Source organism: Paenibacillus larvae subsp. larvae (genome assembly GCF_002003265.1).
In the GTDB taxonomy this organism is placed as follows: domain Bacteria; phylum Bacillota; class Bacilli; order Paenibacillales; family NBRC-103111; genus Paenibacillus_H; species Paenibacillus_H larvae.
Genome location: NZ_CP019687.1, coordinates 4,082,909 through 4,103,420 on the forward strand (window position 1 = coordinate 4,082,909; position 20,512 = coordinate 4,103,420).

Genomic DNA, 20,512 nt, shown 5'->3' on the forward strand with positions numbered 1-20,512 from the left:
AAAAAGATGGGCAAAAACCGGAAATGGATACAAATCGGTATTTTGGCGGTTGTACTCGTTATAGGCGTATTTACTATTTACAGCAACCTTTCCTCGGGCAAAGAGAAGAAAGCGCTGACAGCAGGAGACCAGGCCCCAAACTTTAAACTTGCCGGGATAGACGGCCGAACACATGAGCTTGCCGACTTTAAAGGAAAAGCCCTTATGATAAATTTTTGGGGCACATTTTGTGAACCTTGCAAGGAAGAGATGCCTGCCATTATGCATCAGTACCAGCAGTGGAGTGAGAAAGGTGTAGAGGTTTTGGCGGTTAATCTTGGTGAAAGCGAAGTAACCATCCAGAACTTTATCGACAATAGCAAGGCCAATTCAGAGAAAACGTATAGGAAACCGTTCACCAAAGATCTGCCTATTTTATTGGACGCAACGGATCAAGTCCGCAAATTATACCAGGTGACCCAATATCCTACTACGTTTTTTGTTGATTCCAAAGGAAATATACGGGAGATTAAAATTGGCGGCATGGACGATGCGTATATAAATGATAGGCTGACTTCATTAACCACTCAATAAGGGAGGTTCCCATCATGATTCAGAACACAAAATGCGAATGCGGCCATCAGAATCCTGTGGGAACGGTTCTTTGTGAATCCTGCGGAAAACCGACTGAGGAGTACGAGGATTCAGGCGGCATTCTTGAAATGCGGTATGACGGAGCCGTCCGCCGCTCACAGCGCAAGGACCGGAATGTAGTCATTAAGGTTTGGAGTTTTTTTTCTTCGGTAAGAGTAGCCATTTATTTGATTATCATTACCTTAATCGGAGCTGCTTTAGGCTCCATTTATCCTCAGGAGGACTCTTTCCTTAGTATAGATCCGGTCACCTATTATAAGGATACCTACGGATGGACAGGGGAGCTTTATTACAAACTGGGATTATCGCATACTTATCAGTCGTGGTGGTTTGTCACGCTGCTGTTCATGATTGGCACGTCTTTGGTTATCTGCAGCCTGGATCGTGTTCTTCCCCTTTATAAGGCGCTAAACAAACAGCAGGTGCGCAAGCATCCCAGTTTTATCAGCCGTCAGCGGATCAGTTTGGAACAGGAACTGCCGGCGGGGATATCTGCCGAAGATTGGATCCGTCAAATGGGACAAACACTAAAAAAGAAACATTATCGTGTCAACATCGATGGAACGGCTCTGCTTGCCGAGAAGAACCGGTTCAGCCGTTGGGGGCCATACATAAATCATATCGGCTTGATCATTTTTTTGCTCGCGGTTTTAATGAGAGGTCTGCCCGGATGGCAAATGGACCAATACATACAAATCAGGGAAGGAGAGACCAAGCTGATTCCCAATACTTCCTATTATTTAAAAAATGAAAAATTTACGGTTGACTTTTATGATGAAAATGAACTTACACAGAAAATGAAGGATGAGGGACAAACGCTTCCAAAAAGTTTCGAAACAAAAGCTGTACTGTATAAATGTACGGACCGCTGCGATGATCCGGGACAAGAGCCGGTTTTGGAGCAAGTTACGAGCCATAATATTATGGTGAATCATCCCCTTAATTATCAAGGGATAAAGGCCTACCAATACAGCTACGAAATGGACCCGGTTCTGATTTCAGTTACTCCTTCACTGGTTAACAAACAGACCGGAGAACAAATAGGCAGTTTTGACTTGAAAATGCAAAACCCTGAAAAACAATATAAAATTGGTCCTTATACTTTACAGCTTAAAGCCTATTTTCCGGAGTTCGGCTTAGATAATAAAGGCCAGCCCGTTACAAAATCCAATGAACCTAAGGCTCCTGCTTTTATTTTCCAATTGAATGGTCCGGGCATTACCGAAAATGGTGAGAACTTTATGTATTTTCCCAAGCAAAGTGATAAAATCCGGTTCCGCCAAGATGATCTGAATGGAGAGCTTGGTAAACGGTTTGAGCTGTCTGTCGATTCCATGGATAAGGTTCATCTGTCTGAGTTCGTCTCTTCACTTAATATCCGCATGGACAGAGCGCTTCCTTTTATCTGGGTGGGAGCCGCCATCTCCATGATCGGTTTAGTGATGGGTTTTTATTGGCAGCACCGGCGTATCTGGATCCGGATCGACGGACGTAAACTGCTGCTTGGAGCCCATATCAATAAAAACTGGTATGCCATTCGCAAAGAATCCGCTTCCGCTCTTTCGCAGAATGGAATCAAACTGGAAGATGATAAACGGCTGGATAGAGGAGGAAACCGGAAATGACCCTCAGTAAAATAAGTATGATCTTGCTGCTCTCTGCTTTTTTAGTATACTGCCTATCTTTTCTTTTGTTTGTGCTATCCATCACAGGAAAGAAGTGGAGAAAACGAAATCCGGAAGATCATGTACGGAAATGGTCCCGTGTCTCTCTATGGGTAACATGGGTCGGTTATGCCTGTCACTTAGGTTTTTTCTTTACCCGCTGGGTAGTTGCGGGACATATTCCGACAAGCAATATGTTCGAGTTTATGACCTTTCTGGCGATGATGATCGTAACGGCTTTTCTGATCCTTTATGCGATATATAAGACCGTGGTGCTTGGTGCTTTTGCCATTCCGGTCAGCATCCTGATTCTGGCCTATGCTATGGCTTTTCCGAATGAAGTCCAGCCCCTGATTCCAAGCCTAAAAAGCATTTGGCTGAGCATTCATGTCACCATGGCTTCTGCAGGGGATGCTTTTTTTGCTATCGGTTTTGCGGCAGGACTCATGCATCTGATACGGACCGTTGATTTTAGCAAAAGCAGCGCGTCCAGCAAACGGGAAGTTAGATGGCTTGAGCTGGTCATGTACATCATTGTGGTCCTTATCGGATTTATCATATCCACTTTTTATTTCTCGGCTACCCACTACCAGGCTTCTTTTAAACATGAAATTGTCATAAATAAAGAACCAAAACAAGTGGAAACCAAATATTCAATGCCACCGCTAATTCAGCCGCATAAGGCAGAAACTGTACAAATGCAGGCCTTTCTTGGCATGGAAAAGCCTTTGCTTGAGGCTCCGGGCTGGATGAATGGAGAAAAGGCCGCAAGAAAATTAAATACAATTGTCTGGTCTATTCTTGCAGGTTCGGTCCTTTATGGTCTTTTACGCTTGTTTATCCGAAAGCCTATCAGTGAGAAAATTTCTCCGCTGTTAAAGGGAATGGATCCGGAGAACCTTGATGAAATCAGCTACAGGTCCATTGCTATAGGATATCCGGTCTTTACTCTGGGAGGATTGATATTTGCGATGATTTGGGCCAATCAGGCCTGGGGAAGATTCTGGGGCTGGGATCCGAAAGAGGTATGGGCCTTGATCACCTGGCTCTTCTATGCGGCTTATCTGCACCTTCGCCTTTCAAGAAGCTGGCAGGGAAAAAAATCATCCTGGCTCGCCGTAGTCGGCTTTATTATTGTCATGTTTACCTTGGTGGGAGTGAATTTAATCATTGCAGGGTTGCATTCTTACGCAGGTGTATAATAATCTATAGATGGAGTAAAAAGCCCGTTTCATACTCCAATGCATTACTAAAATCGGAAGGGAATGTGAAACCCTATGGAACAGAGTTCGAGCATTCTGGTTGTAGATGACGAAGAAAGAATCCGGCGCTTGCTCCGGATGTACCTGGAGAAGGAAGGGTACGATATTGAAGAATCACAAGACGGGGAAACGGCATTGAAGCTGGCCATGGATAAAGATTATGATCTGATCCTTCTTGATATCATGCTTCCCGGTATGGACGGGACAGAAGTGTGTGCAAGGCTGCGCCAGTTTAAAACAACTCCCGTCATTATGCTGACAGCTAAAGGGGAAGAAACGAATCGGGTGCACGGCTTTGAGGTTGGGGCAGATGATTACGTAGTGAAACCTTTTAGTCCACGGGAAGTGATATATAGGGTTAAGGCGATTTTACGCCGTTCATCAGCGACGGCTTTCTTGTCCAAAGACAGCAATTCAAGCAACAATATCGTGTTCCCTCATCTTGTAATTGAGCATGATGCGCACCGTGTAACGGCAGGCGGACAAGAGGTAGCGCTTACGCCAAAAGAATATGAGCTTCTGCATTATCTGGCGGTTTCTCCGGATAAAGTATTTTCCAGGGAAGAATTGTTGAAGGATGTTTGGAATTATGAATTTTTTGGAGATCTTCGGACAGTAGATACCCATGTGAAACGGCTCAGGGAAAAATTGAACAAAGTATCTCCCGAGGCTGCAGTCATGATAACGACAGTATGGGGTGTCGGATACAAGCTTGAGGTACCGAAATAACGTGTTTATTTTCAGAACCGTAGTTGGGAAGCTTTGGTTAACAATCATGGCGTTAGTCGCTTTCGTGCTGTTAATACTCGGATTCTTTCTCGTACAATTCATTCAGGAGTATTTTTATCAGGCGACGGATCAAACCGACCGGCTGAGCAAAATGGCCGTTGAATTTGCAGACGGAGCCTCCCAGCATGTTCATGACAAAGAATATTTTGAATTTGCTAACCAACTGCTCGGCTACCAGGATGCCAGCTTTATTGTGGTAACGAAGAACATGAAAGAGCTTACTCTACCAGAGAACCCGAACAATAAGCTGGCCTCTTTTCATGCCACTGACTTTTTTAGTGAGGATGAGCTGAAGCAGGTGTTTGAAGGAAAAAAATTGTTAAGCAAGGTGCCCAAGCATGTTAACGGCAGGGTAGCTACGGGAAGCCAGTATGTGGCTGTAGCGGTACCGCTTAAAACTCCGGATGGTGGGGCTTTTATCCTCTATCAGTCTTTGAGTACATCCGAGGATACTCAGCAAGTGGTCATACGTTTGTTTGTATATGTAGCCATGATCGGATTTCTTATGACCACTTTTTTTGCCTTGTTCCTGTTTTACCGGATTACCCAGCCATTGCACCGCCTCCGTAAAGCTGCCGCCCAGATTTCCCGCGGGAATTATACTACTAAGGTGCCTATTGTTTCAAATGACGAAATCGGGGAACTGGCGAAGACTTTTAACCGTATGGGCGGGCAGCTGGAAGAAACAATCCGGGTACTCAGTCATCAGAAGGAGCAGATGTCCAGCGTACTGAGAAGTATGACAGATGCAGTGATATCTTTGGATGCTGATGGCAATGTGATGCTCACGAATCCGCAGGGACAGAAAATTATCAAGGATTGGGGCAAGATTGACTGGAACCGTAATGCATCTACAGCCATTTTGGATTCCGATAGCCAGTTATCCCATCCGTTAACGCTTCCAGATCCCTTGCAGCGGCTTTTTGATTATGTAATCACGGAAGCTAAAGAAACATTTACTAAACTCCATGTGCAGAATGAAGTATGGTCTGTAGTAATGACGCCATTATACGGACAAAACCAGGTAGTTGGAGCCGTAGCTGTACTTCGGGATGTAACGGAAGAACACCGTATGGATAAGCTTCGGAAAGATTTTGTGGCGAATGTGTCTCATGAACTGAGGACGCCTCTTTCCATGGTACAGGGCTATAGCGAAGCTCTTATCGATGATATTGCGGGAACACCGGATGAGAGAAAGGAACTGGCTCAAGTGATTCATGACGAATCACTGCGAATGGGAAGACTTGTTAAGGATCTGCTGGATTTAGCAAAAATGGAAGCTGGCCATATGAGCATGACTTTCCGGGAATTAGATGTAAACACCCTATTCCAGCGTATTCAGCGTAAATTTTCGGGGTTGGCGAAGGAAAGGGAAATCAGGTTAATCTGTGAACTTCCCGAAGGGAATCACCTGGTAATAGAGGGAGACGAGGACCGTCTGGAACAGGTTCTTACAAACTTGCTGGACAATGCATTCCGCCATACTCATCCCCATATGTCCGTGACTTTGCGCGCGGAACTTTCTATGTACAATCAGGAAGAAGCGGTCCTGATTGAAGTAGAGGATGAGGGGCAGGGGATACCCGCAGAAGATGTTCCGTATGTGTTTGAACGGTTTTATAAAGCCGATAAGGCACGGACAAGAGGAGCGAGTGGTGGTACCGGATTGGGGCTGGCTATTGTAAAGAATATCATCGATGCCCACGATGGTAAGGTACAGGTACAAAGCATACTGGGCAAAGGTACAACCTTCTCTATTTTTTTGCCGAAGTACCGTCCGGCTCGGGAAGATTAGGTAAAGTAAACATATCAGGTGTATGCTGGCGAAACGGCCGGCATACTGTAGAAAAAAAGGGAGTAAAGTTGTTTGTCGTGAAACACGTTAAACAACTTTACTCCCGGACTTATTTATGAATTATTATAGAGTGAGAGCGCGTACGTTTACAATTTCCGGCAGGCGGACAAATTGGTCGAGCACATCCTGGGAGACCGGACGGTCAATGGTCAAAACCATAATAGCTGAACCTCCAATGATTTCACGTCCGACCTGCATGGTGGCGATATTGAAATCTTTCGTGCCGAGGAGTGTTCCCACTTTCCCGATAATTCCAGGTTTATCGTTATGTGATACAAGTAAAATATGGCCGTCAGGTGCGAAATCAACTGGGAACCGGTCAATTCGGACGATTCGTTCCCCATAACCTGCAAGCAGTGTTCCAGCCAGCATTTTGACCTTTTTACCTGTTTTTACACTAACGGTTACCAGGTTGGTAAAGGTGTTAGCATCTGAAGATTTTTGCTCCAGAATGCGGATTCCACGGGATTTTGTTAAATGCATGGCATTAACTACATTAACCCCTTCCAGCTGCTGCTCAAAAATGCCTTTTACAATATAGCGTGTAAGCGGGGAAGTATCCGTATCGGCTACATCACCCGAATAATGGATGGTAATTTCTTTAACAGCATCCTGGAGCATTTCGCCAAGCATCTTGCCGATTTTTTCACCTAACTGAAAATAAGGCTGCAGCTTTCTCATGACACTTGCTGGTACCGGGGGCATATTCACAGCATTTTTGAACGGCTCATTCCGTAAAATGTGAAGCACTTCTTCCGAGACATCGATCGCCACATTTTCTTGGGCTTCAACGGTAGAAGCACCCAAATGAGGCGTGACGATGATATTAGGATGATTCAGGAACGGATGATCCGCAGCAGGAGGTTCATGTTCAAATACATCGAAGGCGGCTCCGCCAACTGTCCCGGCCTTAATAGCCTCTACGAGTGCTTCTTCATCCACAATGCCACCCCGTGCACAGTTAACGATGCGTACTCCTTTTTTCATAATAGCAAACTGGCCTGGACCCAGAATATGACGGGTTTCTTTTGTCAAAGGAGTATGGACGGTTATAAAATCGGATCCGGAAGCAATTTCGTCAACTGTACCTAATTTAACACCCAATTTCTCAGCACGGTCTTCGGAGAGAAAAGGGTCATACCCGATTACTTCCATACCGAAGGCTTTGGCTCGCTTGGCCACTTCACTTCCGATTCGTCCCATTCCGATTACGCCAAGTGTTTTGTTCCGCAACTCAACACCAAGGAAAGATTTGCGGTCCCATTCGCCGCTGATGGTCTTTTTGTAAGCTTGAGGAATATTGCGGGCAACAGCCATGATCATGGCAAAAGTGTGCTCACAGGTTGCGATGGTATTTCCATCGGGCGCATTAATAACGACAATTCCCCGCTTTGTCGCAGCTTCCAGATCGATATTATCAACCCCAACTCCTGCACGTCCGATAACTTTCAGGCGGGGGGCCGCCTCCATAATCCGGTCTGTAACTTTCGTCTGGCTACGTACAAGCAAAGCATCAAAATCACCGATAAGTGCAACAAGTTCATCCTCGGATAATCCGGTTTGTTTCACTACTTCAACATCAGTTGCGTCGTAAAGCTTTTGGATTCCCATATCGCTGATGGGATCCGAAATTAGAACTTTGAACATGTTCTCTTCTCCTCCTCCTACCATATAAAAAACTCCCAACCTTCATACGGATGCCGTATAAAGGGACGAGAGTTCGTTCATCGTGGTACCACCCTAATTTACTGTATGCTCACACATACAGCCTCTGCGGTCTTTTGTTTAAAGACCAGGAACGGTAACGGGTTCTAACCGACTGCGCCTATTTTCATAAAATGTTCAGCCCAGTGCTCTGGAGTGCTCCGTATAATTTACCCTGCCGATTTCCACCACCCACCGGCTCTCTGAAAGGCCTATACTTATACTTGGCTCCGTCAACGCTTTACTGTGGAATAATTTGAATTTACTCTATCATGAGGTCCAAATTATGTCAATCCCCAGTCTGCAAAAAAAGATTTAGAAATGATAGGTCACCCTTTTAATTTCCTTCATCTTTAGGAACTGAAATATTCATCCGCAAAGCTGATGAATAATTTAGCTTGCCGGATTATTGTTCTTTATAGCGCTTCAGGCAATCTTCGTAAAGCTGTTTCGCAAAGTCTGCATCTTTCCAGCCTTCGATTTTTGTTGTTTTGTTTTCCAGGTCTTTATATACTTGGAAAAAGTGAGAGATTTCTTTACGTGTATGTTCAGGTACGTCGTTCAAAGATTGAACATGATTCCAGCGGGGGTCATTTACTGGAACAGCCAACAATTTCTCGTCCTGGCCTTTGTCATCGGACATGACAAGCACACCAACCACACGGGACTCGATCACACATCCAGGGAATGTCGGAAAGGTGGACAGAACCAGAATGTCCAGCGGATCTCCGTCCAAAGCGAGAGTGTTTTCCAGATAACCGTATTCTGCAGGATAAAACATAGGAGAATAAAGTACGCGGTCCAGAACGAATACATTTCTCTCTTTGTCAAATTCATATTTGTTCTGACTGCCTGTAGGTATTTCAATAAATGCTTCCACAACCAGATTAGACATGTATGGTTGCCTCCTTTTATTTGTATCATAAGATTGGTTTTTTGATATGCCGGTAACTATGTACGTAACCTTTCTTATTTTAAAGCATCTTACCGAAAGAATGCAATGGCTATGCTTGAAGTTGCCGTTTTTTTCAGGTACCCTAAGAAACAAATTAGTGATTTTTACTCACCACGGAGGCTGAATATGGATCATATTGCACCAGAAGATTTTTTGCACCAACTGGACCAGGGATTGTTGAAGGAAGTTCTTATTCTGGATGCAAGGGAACCGGAAGAATGGTCTTATTATCATTTGGAAGAACCACGTTTAATGCCCATGCAAACAATTCCTGAGCACCTGGATGAGATACCGGAAGACCGGGAGGTATACGTCATATGCGCACATGGTGTGCGAAGTGAAATGGTCTGCCGCTTTTTGCTCCGGCAGGGGAAAAAGAGGGTGATAAATGTAAGAGGCGGGATGGCCGCGGTCTCCGGTCTTCGAGGCTTTCAATATGATTAATATCAGGAAGGAAGCAGAGATGAAGAAGAGGGTAAAGCGATTTAAACTGACTACCAAGGTGGACATTAGCGAGATCGGCGACCGTGTTCTGCTCTTAAATCTTTACATTACCCAAGCAGGCATTTTACTGCTGGGCGGATTATTTTTTTGGTTCCAGCCCAGAAGTCTTTCAAGTTTGTTCACTCTAGAGCCCGGCTTGTCCATAGCAGGGTACGGACTATATCTGGCCCTTTTTGCTGTTTGTCTGGATATCGTCATCTCAAATTATGTTCCGGCAGAATATACGGATGACGGGGGAATCAATAATAAGCTTTTTGCCCGCAGGCCCCTTTGGCACATTGCTTTGATTTGTCTCATAGTCTCTTTCTCAGAAGAGCTTCTTTTCCGTGGAGGAATTCAGTATTATCTGGGAGCTTATTGGACAGCTTTACTATTTACGGTTATCCATGTCCGGTATTTAAGACATTGGATTCCTACGGGGCTTGTTTTTCTTATCAGTTACGGATTAGGTCTTGTCTATGAACAAACAGGGTCTTTGTGGACACCAATTTTGGCACATTTTGTGATTGACTTTATCATGGGTTGTTTGCTTCGCTACAGCAAGGAGGAATGAACATATTGGCGAGATCGAAAAAAACCAGAGAGCGCATGTCAATGAAAGATCAATTGGATGAAGTAAAAGACTCTCATTTTTTGCCGCCCCGCAGCAGTGTACATCCTTCACAAAAAGGGAAGGTGGCCAAAATTTTTTATCAGATCCTTTTGTTTATGTTCATTTTGCTCGTTATTGGTCTTGCTTATTGGGGGATACAGTGTACCGCAGAACCATAAGTTCCGTTGCCGATGAAGCGGGAATCGTTTTTTTGGCGTATGAAAGTCGACTTATTTAGAGGTGGAATCACTTCTAAGCTGTTTGTCTCCATCCTTTCCCTCCCCATTATGTGAATATCGTCTTAAACGGAAGAACAAGCTATAAATGGATGTCATCCTATTTAAGAATTGGAGGGAATATCATGAGACTTGGTTCACTTTTGTTTTGGGGGGCAATCGGGACGGCCGTATTTATGTTCTTCAGAAGACGAAACCGCGGCAAGATGATGGCAATGTTCAATTCAACCGGGAATGCGATGGAAAATATGATCGGGACAGCAGGCAAAGAAGCTGCTTCCGCCGGTAAGCAGAGCATAAGAACATCAAATGCCATGGATAAACAAAGAGTCCAAGATATCATTGCAAAAAATCCTGAAATCAAAACCGTTGTCGATGAAATTATGAGTGAAGCCCAAAAACCGAAGACGCCTGTTTACTCTTAATTTATGAACATGGATAAGATGAAAGTAAAGAAGCACGGGACGCCTTGCCTGTAGGCATCCGTGCTTTTTTATTTTTCTTGCGTTCAGGACTAACAATTTAGTGATAACATGGTATAATAAAGGAAATGACACCAAACAAGCTCTGTTTGTTTGCACACACTTTTTCAAAATCTGTTCATAGCTTATAAAAGAAATTAAGGTGTCAGGCAAAGGAGGATCCTGTCATGAAAATAGAAAGATTGAGCCAGGATAAGATACGGATTTTCCTTACGTTCGATGATTTAACGGAGCGGGGCATTCAGAAGGATGATATGTGGAGAGAAATTCCGAAGGTGCATGAGCTCTTTAGCGAAATGATGGATCAGGCCTATTCAGAGCTTGGCTTCGACCCATCCGGACCTTTGGCAGTCGAAGTATTTGCTTTGCCTGCCCAGGGTATGGTTGTCATCGTTACAAGAGGAAAGATGGATATGCTGTCCCCTTCGAACGATATGTTCGATATGCATGAACCGGACGAAGTTTATGAGATGGAAGTTACACTGGAACAAACTGACGTTATTTCCTTTGCATTTCGTGATTTCGAAGATGTCGTGCAGGCGGCAAAAGCAGTTCAGCCTTTACTTGAAGAGGGAGGAACGCTATATTCATATCAAGAAAAATGGATTTTACAGCTTGAATCGGTGGACCTCGAAGAGCAGCAGTATCATACATTCATTGCAATCTTGTCTGAATATGGGGAAGCGAGTTCTATAACTGCAGCAGTTCTGGAAGAATACGGCAAGAAAGTTATGGAATCCGATGCAGTGAATCTGCTGTGCCGGCATTTCAAATAAACATTGGAATGATGGTTCGAGATGTGCACCTTCAATATAATAATAAAGCATCTAACGAAAAAGTTTTGTTTTCTGTTAGGTGCTTTATTTTAGTGCGCCTTTTGTGTACAACAACAAATTAGATGGGGTGGTATCAATGGCTAACACAGAAAATTTGAATGTGTTTCTCTCGACGCAAGTTGTAATCGAACAAGCCCTTAAGCGGCTTGGGTATTCAGATGAGATGTTTGATTTATTAAGAGAGCCGCTGCGCTTACTAACGGTTCGTATACCAGTCCGTATGGATGATGGCAATACCAAAGTTTTTACAGGTTACCGTGCCCAGCATAATGATGCTGTTGGTCCTACCAAGGGGGGAGTCCGTTTTCATCCGGATGTTAATGAAGATGAAGTTAAAGCGCTTTCGATATGGATGAGCCTGAAATGCGGCATCGTAGATTTGCCTTATGGCGGGGGAAAAGGCGGAATTATCTGTGATCCGCGCAACATGTCTTTCAGGGAATTGGAACGGCTGAGCCGCGGTTATGTGCGGGCCATCAGCCAGATGGTTGGGCCAAATAAAGATATTCCGGCTCCGGACGTGATGACTAACTCGCAAATTATGGCATGGATGATGGATGAATACAGCCGCATCAGGGAGTTTGATGCACCCGGATTTATCACAGGTAAACCCCTTGTGTTAGGCGGTTCCCATGGCCGCGAAACCGCGACAGCCAAGGGGGTCACTATCATGATCAACAAGGCTTTGGATAAACGTGGTATTAAATTAAAAGATGCACGTGTCATTATTCAAGGTTTCGGTAATGCGGGAAGCTATCTGGCAAAATTTATGCACGATACCGGTGCAAAAGTAGTGGGTATTTCGGATGTACACGGGGGGTTATACAACCCTGAAGGACTGGACATTGAATATTTGCTTGACCGCCGTGATTCTTTCGGTACGGTAACCAAGCTATTCAAGAATACCCTGACGAACAAAGAAATCCTGGAACAGGAATGCGATATTCTCGTTCCGGCTGCTATTGAAAACCAGATTACAATGGAAAATGCCCACAGGATTAAAGCCGGAATTGTAGTGGAAGCTGCGAACGGGCCTACTACTCTTGAAGCTACCAAAGTTTTGACGGAAAGAGGAACCTTACTTGTTCCTGATGTTCTGGCCAGCTCCGGAGGAGTTGTTGTTTCCTATTTTGAATGGGTACAGAACAACCAGGGATATTACTGGACAGAAAATGAAGTTCATTCCAAACTTCAAGAGGTATTGGAAAATGCGTTTGAAAATGTCTATACTATTCATAGTACCCGGAAAGTAGATATGAGGCTTGCAGCTTATATGGTAGGCGTTCGAAAAATGGCTGAGGCTGCTCGTTTCAGAGGCTGGGTATAATGTAGCGTTTATTACCGCTAAGAAAGGGGAGCTTACCTATATGTTTGCCGTTCTAGTTGCTGCAATAGCTCCCGGACTTTCTTTGCTTGCTTATTTTTATTTAAAAGACAGATATGATTCCGAACCGATTCATCTTGTATTCAAACTGTTCTTATTCGGTGTTTTACTTGTATTCCCTTCATTGGTTCTGCAAAGGGCCATGACCCAGGAACTTGGGGATAGTCATTTTACCTTTGCTTTTATTATTTCCGGGGGATTGGAAGAATTCCTCAAATGGTTCGTCGTTTACCACCTGATTTACCGCCATGATTCGTTTGATGAGCCTTATGACGGAATTGTCTATTCTGTTGCGGTAAGCATGGGTTATGCTACCCTGGAGAATGTTTTTTACGCCATCTTTAATATAACCAGCTTTTCGGGTCTCCTAATCCGGGCTTTGCTGCCCGTATCCGGACATGCTCTATTCGGAGCGATCATGGGATATTACATGGGCAAAGCCAAATTCATGGCTCATTCTGAACGTAAATTTATGCTGATGTCCATGTTGATCCCTATGTTTTATCATGGGTTGTTTGATTATATTCTTCTTGTGGCCAAGGAAAACTGGGTTTGGATTATGGTCCCATTCATGATTTTCCTTTGGATAAGGACCATTACAAAGGTGGACCGGGCCAATGCCCGGTCACCATTTAGAGTAATTAAGAATGATGACGAGATTAAGATTAGCTGAACTTGCCCATACTGGAGATACCCCCTGGTTTGAGGGGAATATCCAGGCGGTAGGAGGGAGCTTATGTCGATCGTCAATAGGGTTAAGGTAGCTATCCGCTGCAAGCATTGCGGAGAACGGTTTATATTGCGCGGTAAACTGGAAAAGGGAAAAATTGAAACGGGTTTTAAGCAATGTTTGTGCAATAATGAGACTGATTTGGACATAGAGCAGGTTGAATAGAGATCCCAGGAAGGGGGTCTCTTTTTTGTGTTTTATTTCCATTCTTTAAGAAGAGGAGAGGTTCCTGAATAGGTCGATTAAGCCGTTTTTTCTTGGTTTTGGGTCCTGGCGTATAAAGTTTCTTTCCCCGGAGGAAACTAACAGAAAATTTAGGGCGAAGGAAAGGAGCCGACCCAAATATGTACCGCAGACTGAGTATGGTTATGTTCCCTATTTTGCTTGTCGCGTTAATCGGCACAGGTGTATGGGGGTACACGGAACATCAGGAGAAGAATTCAATTTTGATCAAGGCAGAAAATCAATATCAGCGTGCCTTTCATGATTTGTCCTTTCATATGGATAAGCTTAAAAGTGAACTGGGAAATGCCCTGGCTGTTCATACGGCATCCACTGATTCTTACCGTAAGGGTCTTGTAAACGTTTGGAGACTGACGAGCGAAGCGCAGAATGAAATCAATCAGCTGCCGCTTTCACTTATGGAGTTTAATAAAACTGAAGAATTTTTATCAAAACTGGCAAAATTCAGCTACGGAGCGGCTGTTCGTGATTTGAACAAAAAACCACTGTCGAAAGAAGAAATGAAAACACTTAGTTCACTTTATGAACACTCTAATGAAATATCAAATGAACTTCGTGGAGTACAGGGGAAAGTCATCGCTAACCGCTTGCGCTGGATGGATGTTGAGCTGGCCCTGGCTTCTGATAAGCAGCCGGAGGACAACACCATTATTGACGGGTTTCAAACTGTTGACAAGAAGGTAAGTAACTATAATGAACTTTCAACAGGTGTAACTTCCATGAGCCTTCACACCAAGCGTGATGTTAGCGTGCTGACAGGTAAAGAGATGACGCCTGGGGAAATCCAGCAGAAAGCGGCGAAATTCTCGGGTCTCCCGGCAGAACAAATCAAAGTAAACGAAAACGGGAATGCTTCCGAATATCAGTCACTCAGTGCTAATGCCATGGGAGCGAGTGGCGAAAGTGTTTTGCAGATGGACTTTACCAAAAAAGGCGGGGAATTGATTTATTTCATGAAGCCCCGGGAGGTAAAAGAAACGAAGCTCAGTGTCCGGGAAGCCAGGGATAAGGCTAATGAATTTTTGGATCAGCATGGTTACCCGAATATGACGGCCGTCAGCTTTGACAAGTACGGTAACACTGCAAATATCACTTTTGCACGTAAAATAGATGATATTGTTTATTATCCGCAAAAATTAGTAACAACAGTTGCTCTGGACAATGGAGAATTGACGGGAATGCAAACTACGGATTATGTATTTTCCAAAAAAGATCAGATTCCTGCCAAACCAAAATTATCTTTGGATGAAGCCAGGAAGAAGCTGAATTCAAACCTTAAGGTAGTTAGTGATGGAATGGCTGTAATAAAGGATCAAAACGATAAAGACGTGATGTGTTATGAATTTATCGGGAATATGAATGACCAGAGCTACCGGGTTTATATTAATGGTGATTTAGGAACCGAAGAAAAAATTGAAACAATTCGCAAAGAGGATGTCGAAGCCTCAAAATAAAAATAAGAGTTTGTCCTTCATGAGGGGGCAAACTCTTATTTTTGTGCCAATATTTCTGGAACTGATTAACGCTCTTTATGATTAGAATCAATTTCATAATACAACTCGGATGGGTATCTAAGTTATGAAATTGATTCATTAGTATAAAATTTGAATCTATGTATGATTTAGGGTGTGATATAATCGTCTATAGGACTTATAGTTAGGTCTTAAGTATGATAAAGGAGTGATGAATTTGCTGCTAACCATTAATGATACTGTTTTTTTCATATTGAATCTTTTGATGTGAATGAAGCAAAATCACACTATAAATCGCGTATTTCAGACATAGATGAAGAGATGCTGTACATAGAGATTCCAATGAATATGGAAACGGGATGCTATAAGAAATTGCATTTTGGAGACTTGCTTTCCATGAGTTTTGTAACAGAAGGAGGACTCAAGCATTACTTTCAATCTGAGGTGCTCGGGTATAAAGAAGAAGGAATCCGGATGATTGGTATCAGTAAACCTGAAGAAGGCCAAATTACAAGCAAGCAGCGCAGAAATTATCTCCGTATTCCCGCCAAACTTGAAGTTGCCGTTGATTATAATGGAGTTTTCCGGTTTGTTACCGAAACAATCAATGTGAGTGGAGGGGGAATTGCCTTTGTTTATGATCGGAACGAGACTTTGGATAAAGGGAAGAGAATATCTTGTTGGCTGCTGGTTCATTACAAAAACGGTATAATTGAACACCTGCCTTTTCAAGGAGAGATCGTACGTATTGGGGAAGCTGAAAGCGGCAAAAAAGTAGTCATGGTGAGATTTATCGAGATTACGGACCGTGATAGGCAAAAATTAATCCAATATTGTTTTGAAAGACAGCTTGATTTTCGTAAAAAATAGGCCGCATAATAAGACGTGTCGGGGAAACACTAGCATCAACCTACATAGGGGAGGGCGATCTCCGATGCGGCGTGCATCGCAAAAACAACCATTATCTTCTTACGAACAGAAATTTATTGTTTGCTCCACTCATGTTGAAACTTGGTTAAAGAGGATGATTTTAGTTCTCTTGACCTTGTTAATTATCGTACAGTCTATGCTTCTCATCCCGGATATAAGGCGGATTCTGAGCAGAATTGAGTCTGTGGAAGGGGTTTCCTATTCTACTTATTCCTTGACCGGGGACTTAAAAAGCGGCGCAAAATAAGTTTTGTCTTTTGCATCAGGCTTGTAGGTATGGTATAATTTTCAACGTGTAGCAGGCAACGCCTGCTTTTTTGTTCGTAAGGTCTTGTTAGGAGGAACCGCAGTTTTGAAAAAATTTAATATTGCAATAGATGGACCTGCTGGGGCGGGGAAAAGTACAATCGCCAGATTAGTTGCTAATGCTCTTGGGTTCGTTTATGTAGACACCGGTGCCATGTACAGGGCGATTACCTGGAAAATGCTCCAGCAGAACCTGATTCCGGATCAGGCGGAAGCAGTGATCGAATTGGCCAGACAAACAAAAATTGAACTCATTCCTAACGAAGACGGTCAGCAGGTATTCGTTGATGGCAATCCGGTAACCAATCAGATCCGCAAGCCGGAAGTGAACTTCTATGTTTCTGCCGTTTCCGGCATTGGACCGGTCCGGGAAGTTCTGGTTGCTATGCAAAAAGAGCTTGCCGCACAAAAAGGAGTAGTCATGGATGGCAGAGATATCGGGACGAAAGTTCTTCCCGATGCCGAGGTTAAGATTTTTCTGACCGCTAGCAGAGAAAAACGGGCACAACGCCGGCTTCAGGAAATGCAGGAAGCTGGAATGGAAACCACTTTTGAACAGCTGGTGGAAGACATTGCCCGGCGGGACCGACTTGATGAACAAAGGGAAATTTCCCCTTTAGTCCGCGCTGAGGATGCCGTGTTACTAGACAGCACAGAGCTAAGTATTGAGCAGGTTGTAGACCGTATCCTCGATTTGTGCAAAGCAAATGTGGGCGGAGGGAAATGACCATGTTTTATCGGTTTGCAAGAGCGGTTTGTTACGGCTATTTCAAGCTTCTCTACCGATTAACGGTGATAGGCCTTGAACATATTCCAACAACCGGCGGAGTACTCCTTTGCTCCAATCACATTAGCACTTTAGATCCTCCCATCATCGGGGTTCCGATTAAGAGGGAGGTTCACTTTATGGCCAAAGCAGAATTGTTTAATATCCCTGTCCTCGGTTGGCTGATCAAAAAACTGAATGCTTTCCCTGTTAAACGCGGGGGTGTAAGCAAGGAAACGATCAAGCTTTCTATCAAGCTGCTGCGTGAAGGAAAAGTAATGGGCATTTTTCCGGAAGGCACGCGCGGCAATAACACCGGGATGGGAAAAAAGGGGGCGGCCATGTTTGCAGTAAAATCAGGCGCCGCAGTTATCCCTGTAGCTATTATCGGTAATTACAAACCGTTTCGTAAGATGACGGTTATTTATGGTCCTGCTGTGGATATGACCCCTTTTGAAAGCGGAACTAACGAAGATTTGGAGAAAGCTACGGAAAAGATCATGATGGAGATACGCAATCTGATTCAAACCCATTCTGCTTCAGCGTAAAGAGGACTCGCAAAGTGTGATTGGACAGGTATGGAAATGATTGAATAGAATTATACTAATCGTGATTTTTGTGATAACCTGCGTTTTTCGCAGATTACTATATCAATTTATGGATGTGTTTTTAACAAGGAGGGTATACCATGTCAGAAGAAATGAAATCCCAAGAAGCTCAAGCTGCACAAGATGCAGGCCAGGAAGCTCAAGAAGCCATGAGCCAAGTGGCAACCTTAAAAAAAGGCGACATTGTGAAAGGAAAAATTGTGAAGGTTGAGCAGGACCAAGCCTTCGTTGACATTGGCTATAAATATGACGGCATTATTCCGGTTCGAGAACTGTCCTCCGTTCAAGTGGATACTGCCGATAAAGCGGTGGAAGTTGGCCAAGAGGTGGAAGCCAAGGTTGTAACAATTGATGACAACAAGGAAAAGCTGGTCCTTTCCAAACGTGCTGTTGATAGTGAAAAGGCCTGGGAAGTTCTCCAGGAAAACATGGAAAACAGAGTTATCATGGAAGCTGTTGTGGCTGAAGTAGTAAAAGGCGGCCTTGTCGTGGATGTAGGAGTTCGCGGTTTTATTCCGGCTTCCATGGTGGAACGTCAATTTGTTGAAGACTTTAGTGATTACAAGGGCCGTACACTTCGTATGCGCGTAAAAGAACTAGACCGGGAGAAAAATAAAGTCATCCTATCCCAAAAAGATGTGTTGGATGAAGAATATGAAGCTAAAAAGAAAGAGATTTTAAACAGCATTGAGGTAGGCCAAGTGTTTGAAGGAACTGTCCAGCGCCTTACTCAATTCGGAGCTTTCGTGGATATCGGCGGACTGGATGGTCTTGTTCATATCTCTGAAATGGCATGGCATCATGTAGATCATCCGTCTGAAGTGGTAAAAGAGGGCGACAAAGTAAAAGTGAAAGTATTGAAAGTTGACCCTGAGCATGATAAAGTCAGCCTCAGCATTAAAGCTACTGAACAAGGTCCTTGGGACAAAGTAGAACAAAACTTTAACATTGGAGACATTGTTGACGGAACAGTGAAGCGTCTTGCTTCCTTCGGTGCTTTTGTTGAAATTACTCCTGGTGTTGAAGGTCTGGTTCACATTTCCCAGATTGCTCACCGCCATATCGGCACTCCGCAAGAAGTCCTGAAAGAAGGACAAGAGGTTAAAGTGAAGATTTTGGATATCAATGCGGCGGAAAAGCGTATCAGCCTGAGCATTAAAGAAACGGAAGAGGCTCCAGAGCCGGCTACAAAAGCGGAGAAAGCTTCGCACCAAAAAGAGCTGGCCAACAATGAGAATGTCTCTTTGAGCAATCAGGGTCTTTCCTTGACACTAGGCGAGCGCTTTGGAGATAAACTCTCCAAGTTCAAAAAATAATCTGATCTTTTGGATCTTCGTTAAGGAGGAAGCTGGATGCGCATGTCGCGTAAAATGGAACATGTCCAATTTGCGCTTGAACTTGGCCAATCAGGCAAGCAAGGGTTTGCCTATCTGAAATTTGTCCATAACTGTCTTCCCGGCACCTCGGTAGAATCCATTGTATTAGATACCAGAATCGGCGATCTCACACTGAGCTCGCCGATTCTTATTAATGCAATGACCGGAGGAGCCTTGGAAACAGAAGAAATTAACCGGGAACTGGCAATAGTATCTAGGGAAAAAAGGCTCGCTATGGCAGTAGGATCGCAAATGTCTGCCATTAAGAACAAAGAAGTGCGGTCCAGCTATCAGGTTGTCCGTAGAATGAATCCGGACGGAATAATAATTAGCAATCTCGGTAGTGAAGCTACACCTGAACAGGCAGAGGAAGCGGTTGATATGCTGAAAGCAGATGCTCTGCAGATCCACCTGAATGTCATGCAGGAACTGATCATGCCGGAGGGTGACCGCAGCTTCGAAGGGGCCCTGGAACGCATATCTGCTATCATAGACCGTGTAGGAGTGCCCGTTATAGTGAAGGAAGTGGGCTTCGGTATTATGAAAGAAAGTGCTGCTAGACTCAACGAAATCGGTGTCGGCATAGTAGATGTTGCGGGAAGTGGAGGGACCAACTTTGCTGCGATTGAAAATGCCCGAAGAGATATAGAGTTGGATTGGCTGAACGATTGGGGGGGATGACATCGACTGCACTTCTGGAAACTCTGACTGTCTACCCGAAAGGCCAAGTTATTGCCTCAGGAGGAATTAGGAACAGCCTGGATATAGTAAAGGCATTATCGCTCGGGGCTTCTGCTGTCGGGATGGCCGGAAGGTTACTCCATATTTTGAAGACTAGAGGAACTTCTTCCCTTATACAATACATAGAAGAGCTTGAAGGGGGGATTAAGCTTGTTATGACAGCCCTTGTGGCAAAGAATATCCCCGCTCTGACCGAGGTTCCGCTTGTAATTTCGGGGGGGACTGCCGAGTGGTGTAAAGCCAGAGGCATTGATTTCGTTTCTTATGCAAGACGAGGAAACTGAGTAAGAAAACTATCCTTTTGCCATACTAAGACAAAAGCGAAAGACGGCTTTGTCCTTACGGGATCTGGCCGTTACGCTGGAGAAAATTAAGAAGATTCTTATATTTTCTTATTTTGTACAAGAACTCCTGTTCTTGATTAATGTCTGGTAGGGTGAACTG

At 44.0% G+C, this 20,512-nt stretch carries 21 protein-coding genes, 1 pseudogene and 1 other annotated feature; of the genes and pseudogenes, 20 read left to right on the top strand and 2 right to left on the bottom strand.

Annotation, left to right across the window (positions count from 1 at the left end; all coding sequences use genetic code 11):
- Positions 1-6: 6 nt before the first annotated feature.
- The 5 genes from BXP28_RS21290 to BXP28_RS21310 all read left to right on the top strand — a co-directional run bounded on the left by BXP28_RS21290 (position 7) and on the right by BXP28_RS21310 (position 6,143).
- Complete coding sequence (locus BXP28_RS21290) at positions 7-573, top strand: redoxin domain-containing protein (protein WP_036657874.1); 567 nt, start codon at positions 7-9, stop codon at positions 571-573.
- A gap of 14 nt (positions 574-587) precedes the next feature.
- Positions 588-2,258, top strand: a complete 1,671-nt coding sequence (resB, locus tag BXP28_RS21295; RefSeq protein WP_036657875.1) for a cytochrome c biogenesis protein ResB — start codon at positions 588-590, stop codon at positions 2,256-2,258.
- Positions 2,255-3,499 carry a c-type cytochrome biogenesis protein CcsB gene (gene ccsB, locus BXP28_RS21300; protein ID WP_036657877.1) on the top strand — a complete coding sequence of 415 codons (1,245 nt, stop codon included), beginning with the start codon at positions 2,255-2,257 and terminating at the stop codon, positions 3,497-3,499. The genes resB and ccsB overlap by 4 nt, the downstream gene beginning before the upstream one ends.
- Positions 3,500-3,574: 75 nt before the next feature.
- Positions 3,575-4,288, top strand: a complete 714-nt coding sequence (locus tag BXP28_RS21305; protein ID WP_023482618.1) for a response regulator transcription factor — start codon at positions 3,575-3,577, stop codon at positions 4,286-4,288.
- Positions 4,289-4,334: 46 nt separating this feature from the next.
- The gene (locus tag BXP28_RS21310; RefSeq protein ID WP_235430627.1) at positions 4,335-6,143 is read left to right on the top strand and encodes an ATP-binding protein; all 1,809 of its coding nucleotides are present in this window, start codon (positions 4,335-4,337) and stop codon (positions 6,141-6,143) included.
- A 123-nt stretch (positions 6,144-6,266) separates the two neighbouring features.
- Here the strand turns inward: BXP28_RS21310 and serA are convergent, their stop codons facing one another.
- Positions 6,267-7,850: a phosphoglycerate dehydrogenase gene (serA, locus tag BXP28_RS21315; protein ID WP_036658397.1), complete on the bottom strand. Its 1,584-nt coding sequence runs from the start codon at positions 7,848-7,850 to the stop codon at positions 6,267-6,269.
- A 58-nt stretch (positions 7,851-7,908) separates the two neighbouring features.
- Positions 7,909-8,153, bottom strand: a binding site (T-box leader).
- A 160-nt stretch (positions 8,154-8,313) separates the two neighbouring features.
- Positions 8,314-8,802: an inorganic diphosphatase gene (locus BXP28_RS21320; RefSeq protein WP_023482621.1), complete on the bottom strand. Its 489-nt coding sequence runs from the start codon at positions 8,800-8,802 to the stop codon at positions 8,314-8,316.
- Between the two features lie 186 nt (positions 8,803-8,988).
- Here BXP28_RS21320 and BXP28_RS21325 point away from each other — a divergent pair, with 186 nt between their 5' ends.
- From BXP28_RS21325 to fni, 15 genes and pseudogenes are all read left to right on the top strand, one after another.
- Positions 8,989-9,306, top strand: coding sequence for a rhodanese-like domain-containing protein (locus BXP28_RS21325; protein ID WP_023482622.1), 318 nt, complete (start codon positions 8,989-8,991; stop codon positions 9,304-9,306).
- Positions 9,299-9,919, top strand: coding sequence for a CPBP family intramembrane glutamic endopeptidase (locus BXP28_RS21330; protein ID WP_023482623.1), 621 nt, complete (start codon positions 9,299-9,301; stop codon positions 9,917-9,919). Before BXP28_RS21325 ends, BXP28_RS21330 begins: the two co-directional genes overlap by 8 nt.
- A 5-nt stretch (positions 9,920-9,924) precedes the next feature.
- Positions 9,925-10,137 (top strand): hypothetical protein, encoded by a 213-nt coding sequence (locus BXP28_RS21335; protein WP_144029538.1) that lies wholly within the window; start codon positions 9,925-9,927, stop codon positions 10,135-10,137.
- Positions 10,138-10,319: 182 nt separating this feature from the next.
- On the top strand, positions 10,320-10,619 hold the full coding sequence (locus tag BXP28_RS21340) for a hypothetical protein (RefSeq protein ID WP_036657880.1): 300 nt from the start codon (positions 10,320-10,322) through the stop codon (positions 10,617-10,619).
- 224 nt (positions 10,620-10,843) lie between these two features.
- Complete coding sequence (locus BXP28_RS21345; protein WP_023482625.1) at positions 10,844-11,452, top strand: genetic competence negative regulator; 609 nt, start codon at positions 10,844-10,846, stop codon at positions 11,450-11,452.
- A 136-nt stretch (positions 11,453-11,588) separates the two neighbouring features.
- A complete protein-coding gene (locus tag BXP28_RS21350) occupies positions 11,589-12,839 on the top strand; it encodes a Glu/Leu/Phe/Val family dehydrogenase (protein WP_036657882.1) in 1,251 nt (416 codons plus the stop codon).
- Positions 12,840-12,879: 40 nt separating this feature from the next.
- The gene (gene prsW / locus BXP28_RS21355; RefSeq protein WP_023482627.1) at positions 12,880-13,569 is read left to right on the top strand and encodes a glutamic-type intramembrane protease PrsW; all 690 of its coding nucleotides are present in this window, start codon (positions 12,880-12,882) and stop codon (positions 13,567-13,569) included.
- Between the two features lie 63 nt (positions 13,570-13,632).
- Entirely contained in the window at positions 13,633-13,791 is a 159-nt protein-coding gene (locus BXP28_RS23410; protein WP_024093732.1) for a hypothetical protein, read from the top strand.
- A gap of 179 nt (positions 13,792-13,970) precedes the next feature.
- Positions 13,971-15,323 (top strand): germination protein YpeB, encoded by a 1,353-nt coding sequence (gene ypeB / locus BXP28_RS21360; RefSeq protein ID WP_023482628.1) that lies wholly within the window; start codon positions 13,971-13,973, stop codon positions 15,321-15,323.
- Positions 15,324-15,662: 339 nt separating this feature from the next.
- Positions 15,663-16,211 (top strand): flagellar brake protein, encoded by a 549-nt coding sequence (locus tag BXP28_RS21365; RefSeq protein ID WP_235430629.1) that lies wholly within the window; start codon positions 15,663-15,665, stop codon positions 16,209-16,211.
- Between the two features lie 64 nt (positions 16,212-16,275).
- The gene (locus BXP28_RS21370) at positions 16,276-16,518 is read left to right on the top strand and encodes a hypothetical protein (protein ID WP_024093736.1); all 243 of its coding nucleotides are present in this window, start codon (positions 16,276-16,278) and stop codon (positions 16,516-16,518) included.
- Positions 16,519-16,623: 105 nt separating this feature from the next.
- Positions 16,624-17,304: a (d)CMP kinase gene (cmk, locus tag BXP28_RS21375; protein WP_036657884.1), complete on the top strand. Its 681-nt coding sequence runs from the start codon at positions 16,624-16,626 to the stop codon at positions 17,302-17,304.
- Positions 17,305-17,306: 2 nt separating this feature from the next.
- Positions 17,307-17,891: a lysophospholipid acyltransferase family protein gene (locus BXP28_RS21380; protein ID WP_036657885.1), complete on the top strand. Its 585-nt coding sequence runs from the start codon at positions 17,307-17,309 to the stop codon at positions 17,889-17,891.
- A 140-nt stretch (positions 17,892-18,031) separates the two neighbouring features.
- The gene (rpsA, locus tag BXP28_RS21385) at positions 18,032-19,267 is read left to right on the top strand and encodes a 30S ribosomal protein S1 (protein WP_023482632.1); all 1,236 of its coding nucleotides are present in this window, start codon (positions 18,032-18,034) and stop codon (positions 19,265-19,267) included.
- Between the two features lie 36 nt (positions 19,268-19,303).
- Positions 19,304-20,352, top strand: a pseudogene (gene fni, locus BXP28_RS21390) (type 2 isopentenyl-diphosphate Delta-isomerase).
- Positions 20,353-20,512 lie beyond the last annotated feature (160 nt).

Coding starts and splice junctions, on each gene's coding strand:
- BXP28_RS21290 (WP_036657874.1), top strand. CDS start 7: ATGGGCAAAAACCGGAAATGGATACAAATCGGTATTTTGGCGGTTGTA.
- resB (WP_036657875.1), top strand. CDS start 588: ATGATTCAGAACACAAAATGCGAATGCGGCCATCAGAATCCTGTGGGA.
- ccsB (WP_036657877.1), top strand. CDS start 2,255: ATGACCCTCAGTAAAATAAGTATGATCTTGCTGCTCTCTGCTTTTTTA.
- BXP28_RS21305 (WP_023482618.1), top strand. CDS start 3,575: ATGGAACAGAGTTCGAGCATTCTGGTTGTAGATGACGAAGAAAGAATC.
- BXP28_RS21310 (WP_235430627.1), top strand. CDS start 4,335: ATGGCGTTAGTCGCTTTCGTGCTGTTAATACTCGGATTCTTTCTCGTA.
- serA (WP_036658397.1), bottom strand. CDS start 7,850: ATGTTCAAAGTTCTAATTTCGGATCCCATCAGCGATATGGGAATCCAA.
- BXP28_RS21320 (WP_023482621.1), bottom strand. CDS start 8,802: ATGTCTAATCTGGTTGTGGAAGCATTTATTGAAATACCTACAGGCAGT.
- BXP28_RS21325 (WP_023482622.1), top strand. CDS start 8,989: ATGGATCATATTGCACCAGAAGATTTTTTGCACCAACTGGACCAGGGA.
- BXP28_RS21330 (WP_023482623.1), top strand. CDS start 9,299: ATGATTAATATCAGGAAGGAAGCAGAGATGAAGAAGAGGGTAAAGCGA.
- BXP28_RS21340 (WP_036657880.1), top strand. CDS start 10,320: ATGAGACTTGGTTCACTTTTGTTTTGGGGGGCAATCGGGACGGCCGTA.
- BXP28_RS21345 (WP_023482625.1), top strand. CDS start 10,844: ATGAAAATAGAAAGATTGAGCCAGGATAAGATACGGATTTTCCTTACG.
- BXP28_RS21350 (WP_036657882.1), top strand. CDS start 11,589: ATGGCTAACACAGAAAATTTGAATGTGTTTCTCTCGACGCAAGTTGTA.
- prsW (WP_023482627.1), top strand. CDS start 12,880: ATGTTTGCCGTTCTAGTTGCTGCAATAGCTCCCGGACTTTCTTTGCTT.
- BXP28_RS23410 (WP_024093732.1), top strand. CDS start 13,633: ATGTCGATCGTCAATAGGGTTAAGGTAGCTATCCGCTGCAAGCATTGC.
- ypeB (WP_023482628.1), top strand. CDS start 13,971: ATGTACCGCAGACTGAGTATGGTTATGTTCCCTATTTTGCTTGTCGCG.
- BXP28_RS21365 (WP_235430629.1), top strand. CDS start 15,663: ATGCTGTACATAGAGATTCCAATGAATATGGAAACGGGATGCTATAAG.
- BXP28_RS21370 (WP_024093736.1), top strand. CDS start 16,276: ATGCGGCGTGCATCGCAAAAACAACCATTATCTTCTTACGAACAGAAA.
- BXP28_RS21380 (WP_036657885.1), top strand. CDS start 17,307: ATGTTTTATCGGTTTGCAAGAGCGGTTTGTTACGGCTATTTCAAGCTT.
- rpsA (WP_023482632.1), top strand. CDS start 18,032: ATGTCAGAAGAAATGAAATCCCAAGAAGCTCAAGCTGCACAAGATGCA.